The following is a 14,649-nucleotide window of genomic DNA, read 5'->3' as shown; positions in this document are numbered from 1 at the left end:
AATCACCACAAAGGAGCGGCGATGATAAAAGGACATATTTTTGCACTAAGTAGTGTGTTTTTCTGGTCGGCATTGTATGTGTGTGTAAAAGTGCTGCTTGAGTCTTTCTCGCCCTTTGAGCTGCTGATTTTGCAGTTTGCCCTAGGGTATGTTATGCTCTTGCTCTATCGCCCAAAATATTTGCGCTTGCCACTTCAAGATGAGCTTCAAATCGCGTGTGCTGGGCTATGTGGGATTAGCATATATAATTTGTTTTTAAACCTTGCGATGGAGCAAACAACCGCATCAAATGTGAGCATTATCATCGCTACTGCGCCGCTATTTACGGGGATTTTTAGCTTCATTTTGCAGATTGAAAAGCCTTATGCTAACTTTTTCTTAGGCTTTGTGCTATGTATCGCTGGGGTAGCACTGCTTAGTGAGGGCTTTAGCATTAACCCTGTGGGTGATGTGCTAGCACTTATCTCTGCGGTGGGCTGGGGGGCATACTCTGTGCTGATTGTTAGGATTTTGGCTAGGCGTTATGACTTGGTGCTAGTTACAAGGCGTATGATTTTTTATGGGGTAGTGTTTTTGCTTCCGGGGTTTTTGGTCTTTGACTTTTCTCCAAATCTAGCAGCCCTAGGCGATCCAAAAGTCTCGCTAAATCTTACCCTAGTCGCACTCTTTGCTTCAGGGCTTTGCTTTGTCCTGTGGAATCGCGCCACCACACTCATTGGCGCGATAAAGACAAATATCTATGTCTATCTAACCCCCATTATCACCATCTTTGTGGCGATGATTTTACTAGGTGAGCGCATAGGATTCTCCGGGGTGGTTGGAGTCGTGCTTACCTTGCTTGGTGTGGCACTTAGCGAGTGGCGCAAAGGGTAAGCCTAAAAATACTCATCAACACTTCTCTTTGACGCGCTCCAAGGCTTATAGACCATATCCTTTGTCTACAATAGCGGCAAAATGGTATCGGGCGCGCTAGGAAGTCTAAAATCTTCTCATAAGTCATCTTGCTGTCATAAATATCGATATAGTCTTTTGGCGAGCTTTGCAAATCTTGCCCAAAGGCTTGGTTGAAAGCCTTTGCATTTGCTGCCACAGCACAAGGGTAGATTTTACCATTGTGGATTTGGGTGCAGGCATTTGCCCTGTGGCAATGCACAAAGCTTACAAAGGGATCGCTGCGCCCATCTTTATCAAGCTGGGTTTTGAAGCTTAGCTTCTCTTCTTTCTCATCATTGTAGAAAACAAACTGCACTTGCTCTTTGGCGCACTTCTCTTTCACCTGCTCCCAGTCAATTTCTATGGGGTATTTTGTAGCTTGCAGCACGACTTGATTCTCCCTAGCACTCTGCCAGAATCTATCGCTTTGCTTAAGTAGCAGCGTGCCATTGGTGATGACATAGATTGTGCTCTTGGGGAAAATTTGATGCAGTATGGCAAAGTAGCTAGCGCACTGCTTATTGAGCAAAGGCTCGCCACCAAAGAGCGTGAAACTTGTAATCACGCCAGATGATAGCTCATAAAGTCGCTTGCAATCTCTCTCAAACTGCTCCAAATCATAATATCCGCTTTTACTAAGCTGGGAGAAGTGATCGCGGCTATAACAATGCAAATTGCAGTGGCTAGCTAGTTCAAATCCTATGCTATCAAGGTAGGGCTTAGGCGTGATACGGCGCGCTTGCTCTAAGCTTAGGAAAGAAAAATAGCGGTTTTTAATGCGCTTTTTTAGGGATCGTATGGGCATTGTGGCTCCTTGTCTAAAACTAAAACACGAGCCTACAAAAAAAAAAAAAAACGAATTCTAAACAAAGCGCGAGCGTTTTGCAATCTGTAAGCGTGAAGTGAAATAAATAGAGTAAAGTGGAGGGGCAAGCTTGGAGCGCACAAAAGTTAGATTCTAGCTAGAATCTAACTAGAATCTATCACAAAAACCACCGCCAATACGCAAAGGCAAAGATACTCACAGCCACAATCCCCACAACACTCAGCAAGAATCCAAATCGCACCATATCCCACACCTTGATACCGCCTTTTTCAAAGACTATGGCATTAGGCGGTGTGGAGATAGGAATCATAAAAGAAAAGCTCGCACAAATAGTAATGGCAAGCATTGTGATTGTCGGCTCATCTGCTACTAAAAACGACTGCGTGGCGGTATAAATGATAGGCAGTAAAATAGCAATAAGTGCTGTTGTGCTTAAAAAGCCTGTGGCGATAATCGCACATACACAAGCAAGAAGCAAAAATACAAAAAATGGCAAATGTGAAAAACGCATAAAATATCCTTCAAACACCCCGCCAAGCTCGGATTGAGAAAAGGCAGTAGCGATACAAAACCCCGCACCAAACAAAAATATCAACTCATAAGGAATGGATTTAGAATCGTCCCAATCCAAAAACCCAATCTTTGGCACAAACATCAGTAGCCCAAAGGCAAGTAGGATAATATTTTCATTTAATCCTAGCCCATTATACAAGGGCTTAATGGGAGAGTTTAAAAACAACACAACAAGCAAAAGAGCGATAAAAAATAATAACCGCTTGTGTTCAGCGCGAACTTGTATATTTTCAAATGCCTTAAATTCCACGCTATAACCCTGCGTGCCAAAAGATAGGACATAAATCATCGTATAAAGCATAAGGCAAGTAAGCGGAGCCATCATAAAAATCCAAGTGGTAAAGCTTATGCCATCAAAGCCAAGCTTTTCTAAGAATCCTAGGAAAATAAGATTCGGCGGCGAACCAATAGGCGTTGTAATCCCACTGATACTCGCCCCAAATGCCACAGCGAGTAAAAAACGCATTTTAAGAAAATAATCCTGCGTGATTGATAGGGCAATGGGTAGAAGTAAAATAGCGGTTGTGGAGTTTGATAAAGCTGTGCCAAGCACACAAGAAGCAAGTCCAAGTGCGGAGATAACGCCCTTTGGATTCTGCGGAAAAAAGGAGAAAAACTTTTTGGCAATGATTTTATGAAGCCCGATTTTTTCTGTGGCGGTAGCTAACATAAAGCCGCCCAAAAAGAGATAGATAATGGGATTGGCGTAGTTTTCTGTGGCACTTTTGGTATCAAGTATGCCAAAACTTGGAAAAAGAATAATAGGCAAAAGTGAGACAACACCTAGTGGCAGGGCTTTATTCGTCCAGAGCGTAACAAGCAGGGCAATAATGCCAAGTAAGGCTGACACCTTAAAAGAAGCCCCAAGATACACCCTTGCCAAAATTGCTGCAATAATGCCAAATACAAGGGCTAAGCCCACGCCTAGAATGATTTTGATTGTGCGTTCTTCTTTTTGTTTTTCTTGCGGAGTGGATTCTGTGGAGTTGAGATTAGATTCTAGCGTGGAGTCTTTAGCAGAATCTAATGGGGTAGAATCTAGTAAAGTGGATTCTAGCTTAGGCGTTAGCCTAGAGTCCTGCGCGCTAGAATCTAGGCTAGATGAAGCTTGTGTAAGATCTTTTCCCTGTGTGGTAGGCTGTGGTGGTGTAGGTTCTCGCATAGATTCTCCCCTGCTCAAGCTTGCGCAATTTTAGCACATATTGGCGCGCTTGTTTTGGCTGCTTGGCTCTAGGGCTAGAATCTAGCCTAGTATTCACACCGCCCGCTTATGCACTGATTTAGCAGCTCTGGCAGGGGCAAAAGCCCATTGCCCCTCCTATCGCTCCCATCACCACTGCAATCACTCAAAGACACAATGCCTTCAAAGCCATTTCTATACGATCTATCCACAGAAAACACCCCAAGCCCCACGACATTGATATGCCTCCCTGCAAATCGCCCTAGCCGCTCCCTAAGCTCAGCCACGCTATTTGCAGGTGTGAGTCTAGCCCTATACTCCTCCATACTAACAAGCGAATTTGCCGGGATTGTTACCACACCACTTTGCAAGCGTAAAACAGGCACCGCGTGCGCAGTTAATGTGCGTAAATCCGGATCAAAGCGCGCCATAGTAAAAAGAAACACACTCCCAGCAGGGGAGTTGATCACACGCTGCATAAGGCTATCTACTTCAGCTTGTGTTACCCCTTGCCCAAGCATTGTCCAATCATACTGCGGCAGCATAGAAATACTGCTGGCATACGCTCTCTCCACATTGCGCAAAAACGAATCCCTACGCCCTGTTACAGGATAGTTATAGTAGCTCATAATATCTTCTAGCGTTTGGTGCAAGATAGAATTTCTAGCTTGAAAAGAGGGGAAAGGATTCCTCCCAGCAGCTGTGTCAAAAAAATATCCGCCACTTGTAAGGGGGGTTTGAAAATGCAGTAGCTCGGCTATCATTTGATAGGCTTGTAACAAACACACGCCACAAATTCCGCTTGCAGGCGTTGTCATATCTGTGCTGTAATCAATGGCAAATAATCGCTGTATCCACTGCTCACTTAGGCTAAAGCTTGGCGGCAAGGGCGGGACATTTTTCTGTGCTTTAGAATGTGTGCCTAGCCAATGCCCCGGAGCTGGGCAATTATGCAAATTTCTTCCAGCATTAGCATAGATAAAGCGCAGCCACACTTCCATATAAGGATCAACAACAAAGGCAGAAGTAGGGCTTTTACCCGTGTCTTTGGCGATATATCGCTTATTGACCGTATAAGGCACACCCCAATAATATCCATAGCGCGTTACCCGCAAGATATTGCCATCTTTATCCTCAAAGGAGTAGAGATTCTGCCCCACAGGGACAGGCTTAAAATATGCGCGATTGACTTTAGGCGGCTTTGTATCATCGCACAATGCCCACCACACCCAGTCCCAATTCTGCTTGCGTGTATCAGAATACATACAATACAATCGCCCTGTTGGCTCATAGTATTCTGCGATATGCCCACTCATTAAGTTGTAGTATAAAATCATCGTGTTTTTATCAGAATAATTACTGCGCAAAAAGTAGCGTTGCTGCCCATAGCGATCGATCAAATCCCAGCCAATCCACATAAAAATACTTAGATTTCCGGGCATAGCGATTGTCTTTGACCACTCTGTCATACTTGGCGAGAGCTTATGAAAAAAGAGCTTTTTATCCCTTGGCTTTGCGGCATAGAGATAGCTGCCATCATCTTTAATGCTATAAAATGCCTCGCGTGAGACAAACCGCCCATTTTGGACTTTCCACTGCTGGGCTTTGAGATTGATCACGCAAGGGGAGAGAAAGAGATAATCAAATGTCTTCTCTCTCGCCCACACAGAATCTGGCGCAGTCAAGCAGAGCCAAGTTTTGTTGATATTAAAGCCAATGCGCCCAAAGGCATCAAACCTAGCAGGGATAGCTCTCCTTGATGAGCAATCCACAAGCCCAATGTAGGAGTAATGCGCCGCGTAGCTTGAAAATGTAGGCGCGTAGCAAAGCTTGTAGCCTTTAGATGTAACAACTTGCAATGTCCTATCCTTAGGCGGCTGGACTTTATGCTGCACCACAGGAGCAGGCTTAGACTCTAGCACTTGTGCTACTAGGGGGTATGCAATGCTTTGTAGCAAGAAAACAACACTAAGTAAAAATTTCATAGTTACTCCTTTGTTATGAGATATATCAACTATACTGCTCTGTATTCTAATGGTTAGTTAATGTGGATTTTGGTGTGTGCTTTTGCTGCGTTTGACTCGAGTTTGCATAGAAAGTTATGCTGATATTTGCATAAATTAGGAGTGTGGGGATACAAGGTAAGCAGTGTTACTTTATGAAATGTGAGATATGGTGGAGTGTAGGGGGGTCGAACCCCTGACCTCGACGCTGCCAGCGTCGCGCTCTCCCAGCTGAGCTAACACCCCTTGAAGTATCCAAGCTAGAATCTAAAGCTATTTGAAAGGCTAAATGGTGATCACGATTGGACTTGAACCAACGACCCCTACCATGTCAAGGTAGTGCTCTACCACTGAGCTACGCGATCTCAACTGCTTTTATTTGTGGCGATCAAAGCTTGGATTCTAGCGTGTTAATACTTAAGCTCTTCTAAGAGTAGAATCTAAAGCATTTATCCCTTGCTGCTTGGGCTAGCGACTTTGCAGTAAAAGCGATGGATATACTTTAGAGAGTGCAAAGGGTGCAAAATGGTGTTAAGGTAATTTGCTACAATATATCTAAATCAATCTTACTAAGGATTTATAATGCAAAGCAGCTTTGATACGACACTAATCCACGGGGGGCTTACCACAGACCCACGCACAGGTGCGGTAAATACGCCTATTTACCAAACCTCCACTTACGCTCAAGATGAGTTAGGCAAGCACAAAGGCTATGAATACTCCCGCACCAAAAACCCCACAAGAGATGGGATTGAAAGCCTTATAGCCGAATGTGAGGGCGGGAAATATGGCTTTGCCTTTGCTAGTGGTATGGCAGCCCTTGGCACGATTTTGAGCCTATTTAAAAGCGGAGATTCTATCATCATCTCACAAAATGTCTATGGCGGGACTTTTAGAATCCTAGATAAAGTCTTTAAAAACTTTAATATTAACTATAAGATTGTGGATACAAGGGATTTAAACGCACTCGATTCTGCGCTCACACCTGAAGTCAAAGCCGTGCTGATTGAAACCCCTGCAAACCCTCTTCTAAGCGTTACGCCTTTGGTAAAAGTCGCTGAAATTTGCAAGAAAAAAGGTGTGCTAAGTATCGTGGATAATACCTTTATGACGCCCTATTTGCAGCAACCTTTAAAGCTAGGCATTGACATTGTGGTGCATTCTGCGACAAAGTATCTTGGCGGACATAGCGACCTTGTAGCCGGGCTTGTTGTGGTAGATGATGAGAATCTAGCTGAACGCATAGGATTCTTGCAAAATAGCATAGGCGGTGTATTGGCTCCATTTGATAGCTTTCTGCTTATCCGCGGTATGAAAACACTAGGCTTACGAATGCAGCGACATTGTGAAAATGCCCTGTTTCTAGCAGAATCTTTAAGCGAACATAAAGCGGTGGAAAAAGTGTATTACCCGGGGCTAAAAAGCGATAGCGAATATGAGGCACAAAAATCCCAAGCGCGTGGTGGTGGTGGAATGCTAAGTTTCACACTAAAGCCAGAATATGATTATAGAATCTTTTTTAAATCCACGCGTATCATCGCGTTGGCTGAGAGTTTAGGGGGCGTGGAGAGCTTGCTCTGCCACCCTGCGAGTATGACCCACGCCTCTATCCCCAAAGACTTGCGTGAATCTATGGGGATAACTGAAAATCTTATCCGCCTATCCGTTGGCATTGAATATGCTAAAGACTTGCTTGATGATATAAATCAAGCGATTGAAAAAAGTCGTGTGTAAGTGGCTTTTTTAGTAAATAAGGGAAAGAAATGGAATCAAGCGAAGTTCAAGCTGCGTTTAAAAACATACAAACAACATATAAAAGTAACGAAAACGCAATTGTTTTGCTAGGTGATAGCTTAAAAATTTTAAATGATATAAAATCTCAAAGTATTGATTTAATCTTTGCTGACCCGCCTTATGGTATTGGAAAAGATTTTGGAATCTCAAAAGACATTTTTGCAAATGCAAACGAATATTTAGAGTGGTGTAGAATATGGATTGATTCTTGTATGCGAATCTTAAAGCCCAATGGCACAATGTATTTTATGAGTTCCACTCAATTTATGCCAATTTTGGATTGCTATGTGAGTGAAAAATATTTTGTGATTAACCGCATTGTTTGGACTTATGATTCTGCTGGGGTGCAACCAAAAAATAAATTTAGCTCAAATTATGAGCCAATCTTAATGATAACGCATAATAAAAATTCACCTTATATTTTTAATAAAAGCGATATTTTAGTGGAAGCAAAAACAGGGGCAAAAAGAAAATTGATAGATTATCGTAAAACACCACCAAAACCTTATAATAGCCTTAAGATTCCAAGTAATGTATGGCATTTTAATCGTGTGCGATACAAAATGATAGAATATGAAAACCACCCAACACAAAAACCAGAATCTTTATTAAAACGCATTATTTTAACCTCAAGCAATAAAGATGATATTGTGCTAGACCCATTTGCAGGAAGTTTTACCACTTGTAAGGTAGCCCTTGATTTAGGGAGAAAAACCATAGGCATAGACAACAATGAAGATTTTTTTAAAATAGGGCTTAGAAGATGTGGTATTACACGAGATTATAATAATGAAAATTTAGAAAAGATAAAGATGAGAAAAACAAACAATAAAAGTAAAAAAGACCATGAATTGACTTTATTTAAAGGGGCATAATTGAGAGATTTCATACAAGAGATTTTAGTTAAAAATAATGCCACTCCTTTATTTGCAAAAAGTCCCTTATTGCAATATTTAAACCTTAAGACAAGTGCTGTTTATAGTAACAATAAGGCAAGAAGAAGCCTTGCAAATATTTATGCAGTATATGCGATTTTATATTTTTATATACAAGATTTTTATGAAAATAAAAAAGCTTATAGGGAATTTGAAGGTTATGAATATACAAAACTTTTTAAATTTTATCGCTCACTATATGGAGGTGAAAAATTACAAAACCACGCATTAAATTCAAGGGTAAATGGAGAATTTAAAAATAAAATTGTAAGAGAAAATGCTAATGACTTGATTATCATTAACAATGGAAAATACCTTTTACATATTGAGTATTTATATGTGGGAAATAAAGATATTGCAAAAATTGCAGCAGAAATTATAGAAAAATATATAGAGTTACTTAAAAACAAAGATTTATCTTTAATTTCTTTGCTTGAAAGTCTTGTAAAAAGTAATGATAATAAGGCTAAAAAGGAGTGCATTTTACAACTTTTACAAGAAGATTGTGAAGCAAGAATCTTTGAAATTATTGCCTATGCAATTCTTAAAAATTATTACAAGAATGAAAAAATTTATATTGGAAAAACACTAGATTCCATACAAGAACAATATTTAGAGCTATATAAAACAGGGCGAACAAACGCAAATGATGGCGGGATTGATTTTGTTATGCGTCCATTGGGAAGGTTTTTTCAAGTAAGTGAAGTGAATGATTATGATAAATATCTTTTGGATATTGATAAGGTTTTGCATTTTCCCATCACTTTTGTCATTAAAACAAAGCAAAACAAAGAAAGTGTTTTAAAAGATTTGCAAAACTATATTGAGAAAAAATCGTGTGGAATGAAGATTATCAAAAAGAGATATTGCAAAGCTATTGAAGAAATTATTACAATTAATGAATTAATCCAATGGCTTGAGAATTTAGATGAGGACTCCGTAAATTCACTTATTTTTGATGTAAATTTATACTATAAGCTAGAGTTAAACTTACTATGAAAATAAATAATACCAAACCATACAAAGTTAATAAAAGGATATAAATGCTTTATCACTCAAGTCTTGAACTTATCGGTAATACGCCACTTGTAGAGCTTTCACACATACAGATTCCAAATAACAATCGCATTTTTGCAAAACTTGAATCCTACAACCCCGCTGGTGGCGTGAAAGATCGCGTAGCCCTGTATATTTTGCAAAAGGCAAAAAAGCAGGGCAGATTACATAAAGATTCTGTGGTGATAGAAGCCACTGCTGGGAATACTGGGCTAGGCATAGCCTTTGTGTGTTTGCATTTTAATGTCAAGGCGATTTTAGTCGTGCCAGATAAATTTTCCATTGAAAAGCAGATTCTAATGCGAGCTTTAGGGGCGGAAGTGATTAACACGCCAAAAGAGCTAGGCATACAAGGCGCGATTGATAAAGCTAAAGAACTGCTAGATTCTACCCCACATTCTTTTAGCTTGTGCCAGTTTGAAAATCCGCTTAATCCTGAAGCACATTACCTTACTACCGCAAAAGAGATTTATGCGGATATGCAGGGAGTGCGGGATTCTAATATACGAGATTTTTTTGGGGATTTATCCACAACACACGCAACAAGCAATGGCAAGAAAAGTAGCCAAGCTAATTTGGCAGATGAATTTTGTGATGATTTTAAGGGTTATCAAGCGAAAAGCGAAGGGAGTTTATTAAACATAAATGACCGAGCTTTGAGCGTAGATTTCCTTAAAAGCACGCAAAAGTCGCTGCCAAATTTAGATTATTTTGTATGCGGTGCTGGCAGCGGCGGCTCTTTTAGCGGTGTGGCAAAATACCTAAAAGAGCAGGATTCTAGGATACAAGCTGTGCTATGCGACCCTATCGGCTCTGTGATTGGCGGGGGGCAAGAGGGCTGTGCGAATATTGAGGGTATTGGCAATAACTTTATCCCAAAAACTATGGATACAAGCCTTATAGATATAGTGCAAAAGATTAGCGATGAAGAGGCATATAAGGGGCTAAAAATCTTAGCTAGAGAGGAGGGAATCTTAGCTGGAATCTCATCTGGGGCGTGCTTGCAAGCGTGTTTAAAACTTGCCCAAAAGGTAGAAAACAAACTCATCGTTACACTCTTTGCTGATGATTTAAGCAGGTATTTTAGCAAGAATCTTGTGTGAAACTTCAATCAAAAAGGCAGTGATTTATGAGTATTTTTACGCAATTATTTAAGACTCACATAAAGATTCTAATGCCTTTGGCGTTTATGGCGTTTGCAAATATGGCTTTTGCTGATAGTGAGAGTTTGCAAAAGTTGTTTAAGGAATATAATGTAAGCAAAGACAAGCAAGAGTATATCAAAAAGCAATGCGATATGGCTCATTTTGACTTCAATCCTAAAAATAAACAAGAGCAAACCTATCTCTTTGAAACAACGCAAATTGACTGCGAGGTGCAACACTTAGGCGAAGTGCTAGGCTCAACGCAAGGCATTCTAGCTTCACTTAATTATGGCTATAATGAGTATGACAAGCTTTTAAACAAATACTACAAACTCTACCGCACTGAACTCAAAAAGAAAGGCAAAACCACGCCAACAGGGGCTTTCTCCCACGAGCCCAATATTCAAAATATAAAAAAGGGGCAAAATGGGCAAGACACACTGCTAGAAGAGCAAAGAGCGTGGCTCAAGCTCCGCGATAGCTATGAGGCATACATACAAAAACATCACGCACATATCTATGATATAAATGGCGGTGGCACGATATATAGCATTGAAGCAAGTAATGCAAGGCTAGGATTCTTAAAAATGCGTGTGAATGAGCTATTTTCACGCTATTTGATGATGATAACAGATGGTGGCGTAGAATTTGATAGTATATTTGGGTGCAAGTTAGATGATGGGGATATATAGGCTTGATTTAGGGCAGTATCTAGGCAGATATGCTACAATGCGCGAAATTTTCCTAAAGGCTTTGTATGCTTCGTTTTGCCCCATCGCCCACAGGCGATATGCACATAGGGAACTTGCGCGCTGCGATTTTTAACTATATCCTTGCCAAGCAGCGCAAAGAGCGGTTTTTGATCCGCATAGAGGATACCGACCAAGTGCGCAATATCGCTGGAAGCGATAAGGAGATCTTACAGATTCTCACACTCTTTGGGCTATTGTGGGACGATTTGGTCTATCAAAGTGCTAATTTCTCCTACCACAATCAGCTAGCCCAAAAGCTGCTTGATAGCGGCAAGGCGTTCTACTGCTACTGCTCCAAAGACTTCCTAGAATCTAAAAAGCAAGAAGCCATAGAAGCGAAGCGAGCCTTCCGCTATGATGATAGCTGGGCAGAGATAGAAAAAGACTCTGGCAAGCCCCCTGTGGTGCGACTGCGCAAAAGCACAGAGCCTATCACCTACCACGACAGCATTAAAGGCGAGCTACACTTCGCGCCAAATGAGCTAGATAGCTTTGTGATTATGCGAGAAGATGGCGTGCCTACTTATAATTTCGCCTGCGCGTGCGATGATATGCTCTATGATATTAGCGCGATTGTGCGCGGAGAAGACCACACAAGCAACACGCCAAAGCAGATTCTAGTGCATAGGGCATTAGGCTATGAAAAGCACATAGAATACGCACATTTACCCATAATCCTAGGTGAAAGCGGTAAGAAAATGAGCAAGCGCGATAGTGCTTCAAGCGTGGCGTGGCTCTTGGAGCAGGGATTTTTGCCAAGTGCGATTTGTAACTATCTCATCAGTATGGGGAATCACACGCCTTGTGAGATATTTAGCCTAGAAGAAGCCATCGCGTGGTTTAGCCTTGAGAAAGTCGCTAAAGCTCCCGTGCGCTTTGATCTAGCGCGCTTGCGCTTTGTCAATCACGCGCATTTATCGCGCCTTAGCGATGGGGACTTAGCACTGCTACTAGAGAGTAGTGATGAGTCTATGGGCAAGCTTGCTAGAATCTACTTAGAAGAAGCCAGCACGCTCAATGAGCTGCGAGAGAAAATCGCTAGAATCTTTGCGCCAAAGGACATTCACGCGCTCTATGAAGGGCAGGACTTCTCAAAAGAATGCGCCCTACTCCTAGAATCCTTGCAAGAGCTTATTACAAATGCCCCAGCAGAGTATGAGAGCTTCAAAAATCAAGCAATGCAAGCAAGCAGCCTAAAGGGCAAGGGCTTTTTCAAAGCTCTTAGAATCTTGCTAACAGGTGCTAGCCACGGACCAGATCTCTCCAAGCTCTATGAGATCTTGCGCCCATATTTGCAAGCTATCATCAAGGTGGCAAAGCTGGATTCTAGCGCGCCTTGATGAGCCTGCAAGAGCGATAAGCGCGGTAGTGGAATCTCGCAGCGCGTGTAATCCACGATTTAAGCCCCAAAACAAGCGCAGTGCAGTTTCTTTAGAAAGCTAAATCCCTAAAATTCAAGGAGAGTAAATGGGTATTATCATTATGGCTGTTGCCAATATGTTGCATATGGTGATTTGGGCGTATATGTGGGTGCTCATTATTGCAGTCTTTCTTAGCTGGGTGCGCCCAGATCCTAGCAACCCTATCGTGCAAGTGCTTTATCGCCTAAGCTATCCGGTGCTGGACTTTGCGCGCAGGAAACTGCCCTTTCTTGTGATAAATGGCATAGATTTATCGCCTTTGGCGGTGATTATTGGGCTGCAGATTATCGATCAAGTGATTATGCAAGTGGCATTTGCTTTAGCACGATAAGGAGAGACAATGCTATGTCGTTATATGCTGATTATTTGCTGTGTGGTTGGGGCGTATGCCAAGCCACTACTTAGCCTAAAGGAGCTGCAAGCAAAGCCTAAAGGCGTGGTAAGGGATTTTTACATTTGGGAATTTATCAGTGATAAAGACACGACCCTAGAGCAATCGCTACAAGCCTATAAGCTTGTGCATAGAGAAATCCCCAAGCTAAAGACTGCTTTGCAAGCCAAGGGCTACCACCCAGAGCTACCTAGGAATATCACTTGCGCGAAGCTCCCTATCGCAGAGCTTTTAAAGCAAGATGAGAAATGTGTAGCATTTGGGCTAAAGCTCTCTCAAGTCCCCACAATGTCTGCAAGCCAAGTAGCAAGCCTACGCAAAAAGCTCGCCCAGAATCCAACGCTACTACAAAAGATCCAAATCCTGCGCTCTAGCGACATTGCTAAAGCAATGTTTGCCACAAATGCCCAAACATTTGCCGAGATTTTTAACGCGCTCTCCTACCAGCAAAAGCTAAAAATCTTTGCCCATAGCCTAGACCCTAAAGCAATCCAAAACTTTGGCAACCAAAATGCTAGTGCCTTTAATCGTGTGCTACAACACATCATTTTAGATTCTAGCTTTGCAGAGTTTAAGCGCGCGATTACAAAGGCAAATATCACTACCACAGATAGCAACACGCTCTTTTTGCTAGGGATCAATGAGCTGCTTAATGGCAGCAAGCAGCAAGCCTTGCGATATTTTGAGCGATCAAGGGGCGCGGCTATTGATCCGTTTTTCAAAGATAGGGCGATGTTTTGGCAATACCTTGTGAGTGGGAATGAAGCATTTTTACACGATTTGCAGACAAGTAAGTTTGTCGATATTTTTTCTATCTATGCTAATCAAAAGCTAAAGACCAAGCCCAATTATGAAATCGTCTCTGGATTTGATGGGCTTGTGGCAAAAAAGCCCCCCATTAACATTAGCGATCCATTTGCGTGGCAGATTGAGCGTGATAGAATGAGTAGTATTAAAGATATGGTGCGCTATGAAGAAGAAGTCAATAGATTCTACACGATTGATACCACTCCACACCTAGCGCATTTTAGCAATCGTATCACCAAATACAGCAAAAACTACTACCTTATGCCTTATGTAGATTTGGTGCGCTGGCGCGATGATACGCAAAAGGCGATGAGTCTAGCCATAGCCAAGCAAGAAAGCCACTTTGTCCCCGCTCTTGTCTCGCGCTCTTACGCACTTGGTATGATGCAAATTATGCCCTTTAATCTTGAGCCCTTTGCCAAAAAGCTTGGGATCAAGCAGGACATCACTTTAGAAGATTTATTTAAGCCAGAGTTTGCCTACACCTTTGGGACGATGTTTTTAGAGGAGCTAAATGATGAGTTTAAGCACCCGCTTTTTGTCGCTTATGCGTATAATGGCGGTCCGGGATTTTGGCGTAGGACTTTGGAGAAAAAGCGGCTATTTCTAAAAAACCGCAAATACGAGCCGTGGCTCTCCCTAGAGCTAATTGCTAATGAAGAGCCTAGATTCTATGGTATGAAAGTGCTTGCAAACTACATCATCTACCAAGAGCTTTTAGGACATAAAGTGGATATAGAATCCTTGCTTAAGCAGGCTCTACGCTACTAGCTAGCCTAGCTATAGATCCAAGCTAGCCCCCATCATAAGCTCCAAGAAGCCCAAAAACACTC

At 41.9% G+C, this 14,649-nt stretch carries 13 protein-coding genes and 2 tRNA genes; 9 read left to right on the top strand and 6 right to left on the bottom strand.

The genetic code is table 11. From position 1 onward, the window contains the following. Nucleotides 1–21: 21 nt before the first annotated feature. Nucleotides 22–873, top strand: coding sequence for a DMT family transporter (locus F4V45_RS07600; protein ID WP_150337741.1), 852 nt, complete (start codon nucleotides 22–24; stop codon nucleotides 871–873). Here F4V45_RS07600 and F4V45_RS07595 read toward each other — a convergent pair. The 6 genes from F4V45_RS07595 to F4V45_RS07575 all read right to left on the bottom strand — a co-directional run bounded on the left by F4V45_RS07595 (nucleotide 851) and on the right by F4V45_RS07575 (nucleotide 5,880). After that, a complete protein-coding gene (locus tag F4V45_RS07595; RefSeq protein WP_150337740.1) occupies nucleotides 851–1,738 on the bottom strand; it encodes a radical SAM family protein in 888 nt (295 codons plus the stop codon). The genes F4V45_RS07600 and F4V45_RS07595 overlap by 23 nt on opposite strands. A 178-nt stretch (nucleotides 1,739–1,916) precedes the next feature. Then, the gene (locus tag F4V45_RS07590; protein WP_246145301.1) at nucleotides 1,917–3,494 is read right to left on the bottom strand and encodes an SLC13 family permease; all 1,578 of its coding nucleotides are present in this window, start codon (nucleotides 3,492–3,494) and stop codon (nucleotides 1,917–1,919) included. Continuing rightward, on the bottom strand, nucleotides 3,430–3,591 hold the full coding sequence (locus F4V45_RS09495; protein WP_170235208.1) for a hypothetical protein: 162 nt from the start codon (nucleotides 3,589–3,591) through the stop codon (nucleotides 3,430–3,432). The genes F4V45_RS07590 and F4V45_RS09495 overlap by 65 nt, the downstream gene beginning before the upstream one ends. Continuing rightward, nucleotides 3,581–5,497, bottom strand: a complete 1,917-nt coding sequence (locus tag F4V45_RS07585) for a DUF1561 family protein (RefSeq protein WP_150337739.1) — start codon at nucleotides 5,495–5,497, stop codon at nucleotides 3,581–3,583. Before F4V45_RS07585 ends, F4V45_RS09495 begins: the two co-directional genes overlap by 11 nt. A gap of 188 nt (nucleotides 5,498–5,685) precedes the next feature. Next, nucleotides 5,686–5,761: transfer RNA gene (locus tag F4V45_RS07580), tRNA-Ala, on the bottom strand. Nucleotides 5,762–5,805: 44 nt separating this feature from the next. Further along, nucleotides 5,806–5,880 (bottom strand) — tRNA-Val (locus F4V45_RS07575). A 217-nt stretch (nucleotides 5,881–6,097) separates the two neighbouring features. Here F4V45_RS07575 and F4V45_RS07570 point away from each other — a divergent pair. From F4V45_RS07570 to F4V45_RS07535, 8 genes are all read left to right on the top strand, one after another. Then, entirely contained in the window at nucleotides 6,098–7,249 is a 1,152-nt protein-coding gene (locus tag F4V45_RS07570; RefSeq protein WP_150337738.1) for a trans-sulfuration enzyme family protein, read from the top strand. 29 nt (nucleotides 7,250–7,278) lie between these two features. Beyond that, nucleotides 7,279–8,184, top strand: coding sequence for an adenine-specific DNA-methyltransferase (yhdJ, locus tag F4V45_RS07565; protein WP_150337737.1), 906 nt, complete (start codon nucleotides 7,279–7,281; stop codon nucleotides 8,182–8,184). Continuing rightward, nucleotides 8,185–9,243 (top strand): restriction endonuclease, encoded by a 1,059-nt coding sequence (locus F4V45_RS07560; protein WP_150337736.1) that lies wholly within the window; start codon nucleotides 8,185–8,187, stop codon nucleotides 9,241–9,243. It begins immediately after the preceding gene. A gap of 44 nt (nucleotides 9,244–9,287) precedes the next feature. After that, complete coding sequence (locus F4V45_RS07555; protein ID WP_150337735.1) at nucleotides 9,288–10,403, top strand: PLP-dependent cysteine synthase family protein; 1,116 nt, start codon at nucleotides 9,288–9,290, stop codon at nucleotides 10,401–10,403. Between the two features lie 26 nt (nucleotides 10,404–10,429). Beyond that, nucleotides 10,430–11,137 (top strand): lysozyme inhibitor LprI family protein, encoded by a 708-nt coding sequence (locus F4V45_RS07550; RefSeq protein ID WP_150337734.1) that lies wholly within the window; start codon nucleotides 10,430–10,432, stop codon nucleotides 11,135–11,137. A 65-nt stretch (nucleotides 11,138–11,202) separates the two neighbouring features. Beyond that, nucleotides 11,203–12,537 carry a glutamate--tRNA ligase gene (gene gltX, locus F4V45_RS07545; protein WP_150337733.1) on the top strand — a complete coding sequence of 445 codons (1,335 nt, stop codon included), beginning with the start codon at nucleotides 11,203–11,205 and terminating at the stop codon, nucleotides 12,535–12,537. Between the two features lie 127 nt (nucleotides 12,538–12,664). Next, a complete protein-coding gene (locus tag F4V45_RS07540) occupies nucleotides 12,665–12,949 on the top strand; it encodes a YggT family protein (protein ID WP_150337732.1) in 285 nt (94 codons plus the stop codon). Between the two features lie 9 nt (nucleotides 12,950–12,958). Beyond that, complete coding sequence (locus F4V45_RS07535; RefSeq protein WP_150337731.1) at nucleotides 12,959–14,587, top strand: lytic transglycosylase domain-containing protein; 1,629 nt, start codon at nucleotides 12,959–12,961, stop codon at nucleotides 14,585–14,587. Nucleotides 14,588–14,649: the final 62 nt, after the last annotated feature.

The organism is Helicobacter canis, assembly GCF_008693005.1.
Classification (GTDB): domain Bacteria; phylum Campylobacterota; class Campylobacteria; order Campylobacterales; family Helicobacteraceae; genus Helicobacter_B; species Helicobacter_B canis.
Note: the sequence above shows the minus strand (reverse complement) of the source record. Positions and strands in the feature narration are given on the sequence as shown.

Excerpts from the sequence above, each read along its gene's own strand:
- F4V45_RS07600 (WP_150337741.1), top strand. The coding sequence starts at position 22 with ATGATAAAAGGACATATTTTTGCACTAAGTAGTGTGTTTTTCTGGTCG.
- F4V45_RS07595 (WP_150337740.1), bottom strand. The coding sequence starts at position 1,738 with ATGCCCATACGATCCCTAAAAAAGCGCATTAAAAACCGCTATTTTTCT.
- F4V45_RS07590 (WP_246145301.1), bottom strand. The coding sequence starts at position 3,494 with ATGCGAGAACCTACACCACCACAGCCTACCACACAGGGAAAAGATCTT.
- F4V45_RS07585 (WP_150337739.1), bottom strand. The coding sequence starts at position 5,497 with ATGAAATTTTTACTTAGTGTTGTTTTCTTGCTACAAAGCATTGCATAC.
- F4V45_RS07570 (WP_150337738.1), top strand. The coding sequence starts at position 6,098 with ATGCAAAGCAGCTTTGATACGACACTAATCCACGGGGGGCTTACCACA.
- yhdJ (WP_150337737.1), top strand. The coding sequence starts at position 7,279 with ATGGAATCAAGCGAAGTTCAAGCTGCGTTTAAAAACATACAAACAACA.
- F4V45_RS07555 (WP_150337735.1), top strand. The coding sequence starts at position 9,288 with ATGCTTTATCACTCAAGTCTTGAACTTATCGGTAATACGCCACTTGTA.
- F4V45_RS07550 (WP_150337734.1), top strand. The coding sequence starts at position 10,430 with ATGAGTATTTTTACGCAATTATTTAAGACTCACATAAAGATTCTAATG.
- gltX (WP_150337733.1), top strand. The coding sequence starts at position 11,203 with ATGCTTCGTTTTGCCCCATCGCCCACAGGCGATATGCACATAGGGAAC.
- F4V45_RS07540 (WP_150337732.1), top strand. The coding sequence starts at position 12,665 with ATGGGTATTATCATTATGGCTGTTGCCAATATGTTGCATATGGTGATT.
- F4V45_RS07535 (WP_150337731.1), top strand. The coding sequence starts at position 12,959 with ATGCTATGTCGTTATATGCTGATTATTTGCTGTGTGGTTGGGGCGTAT.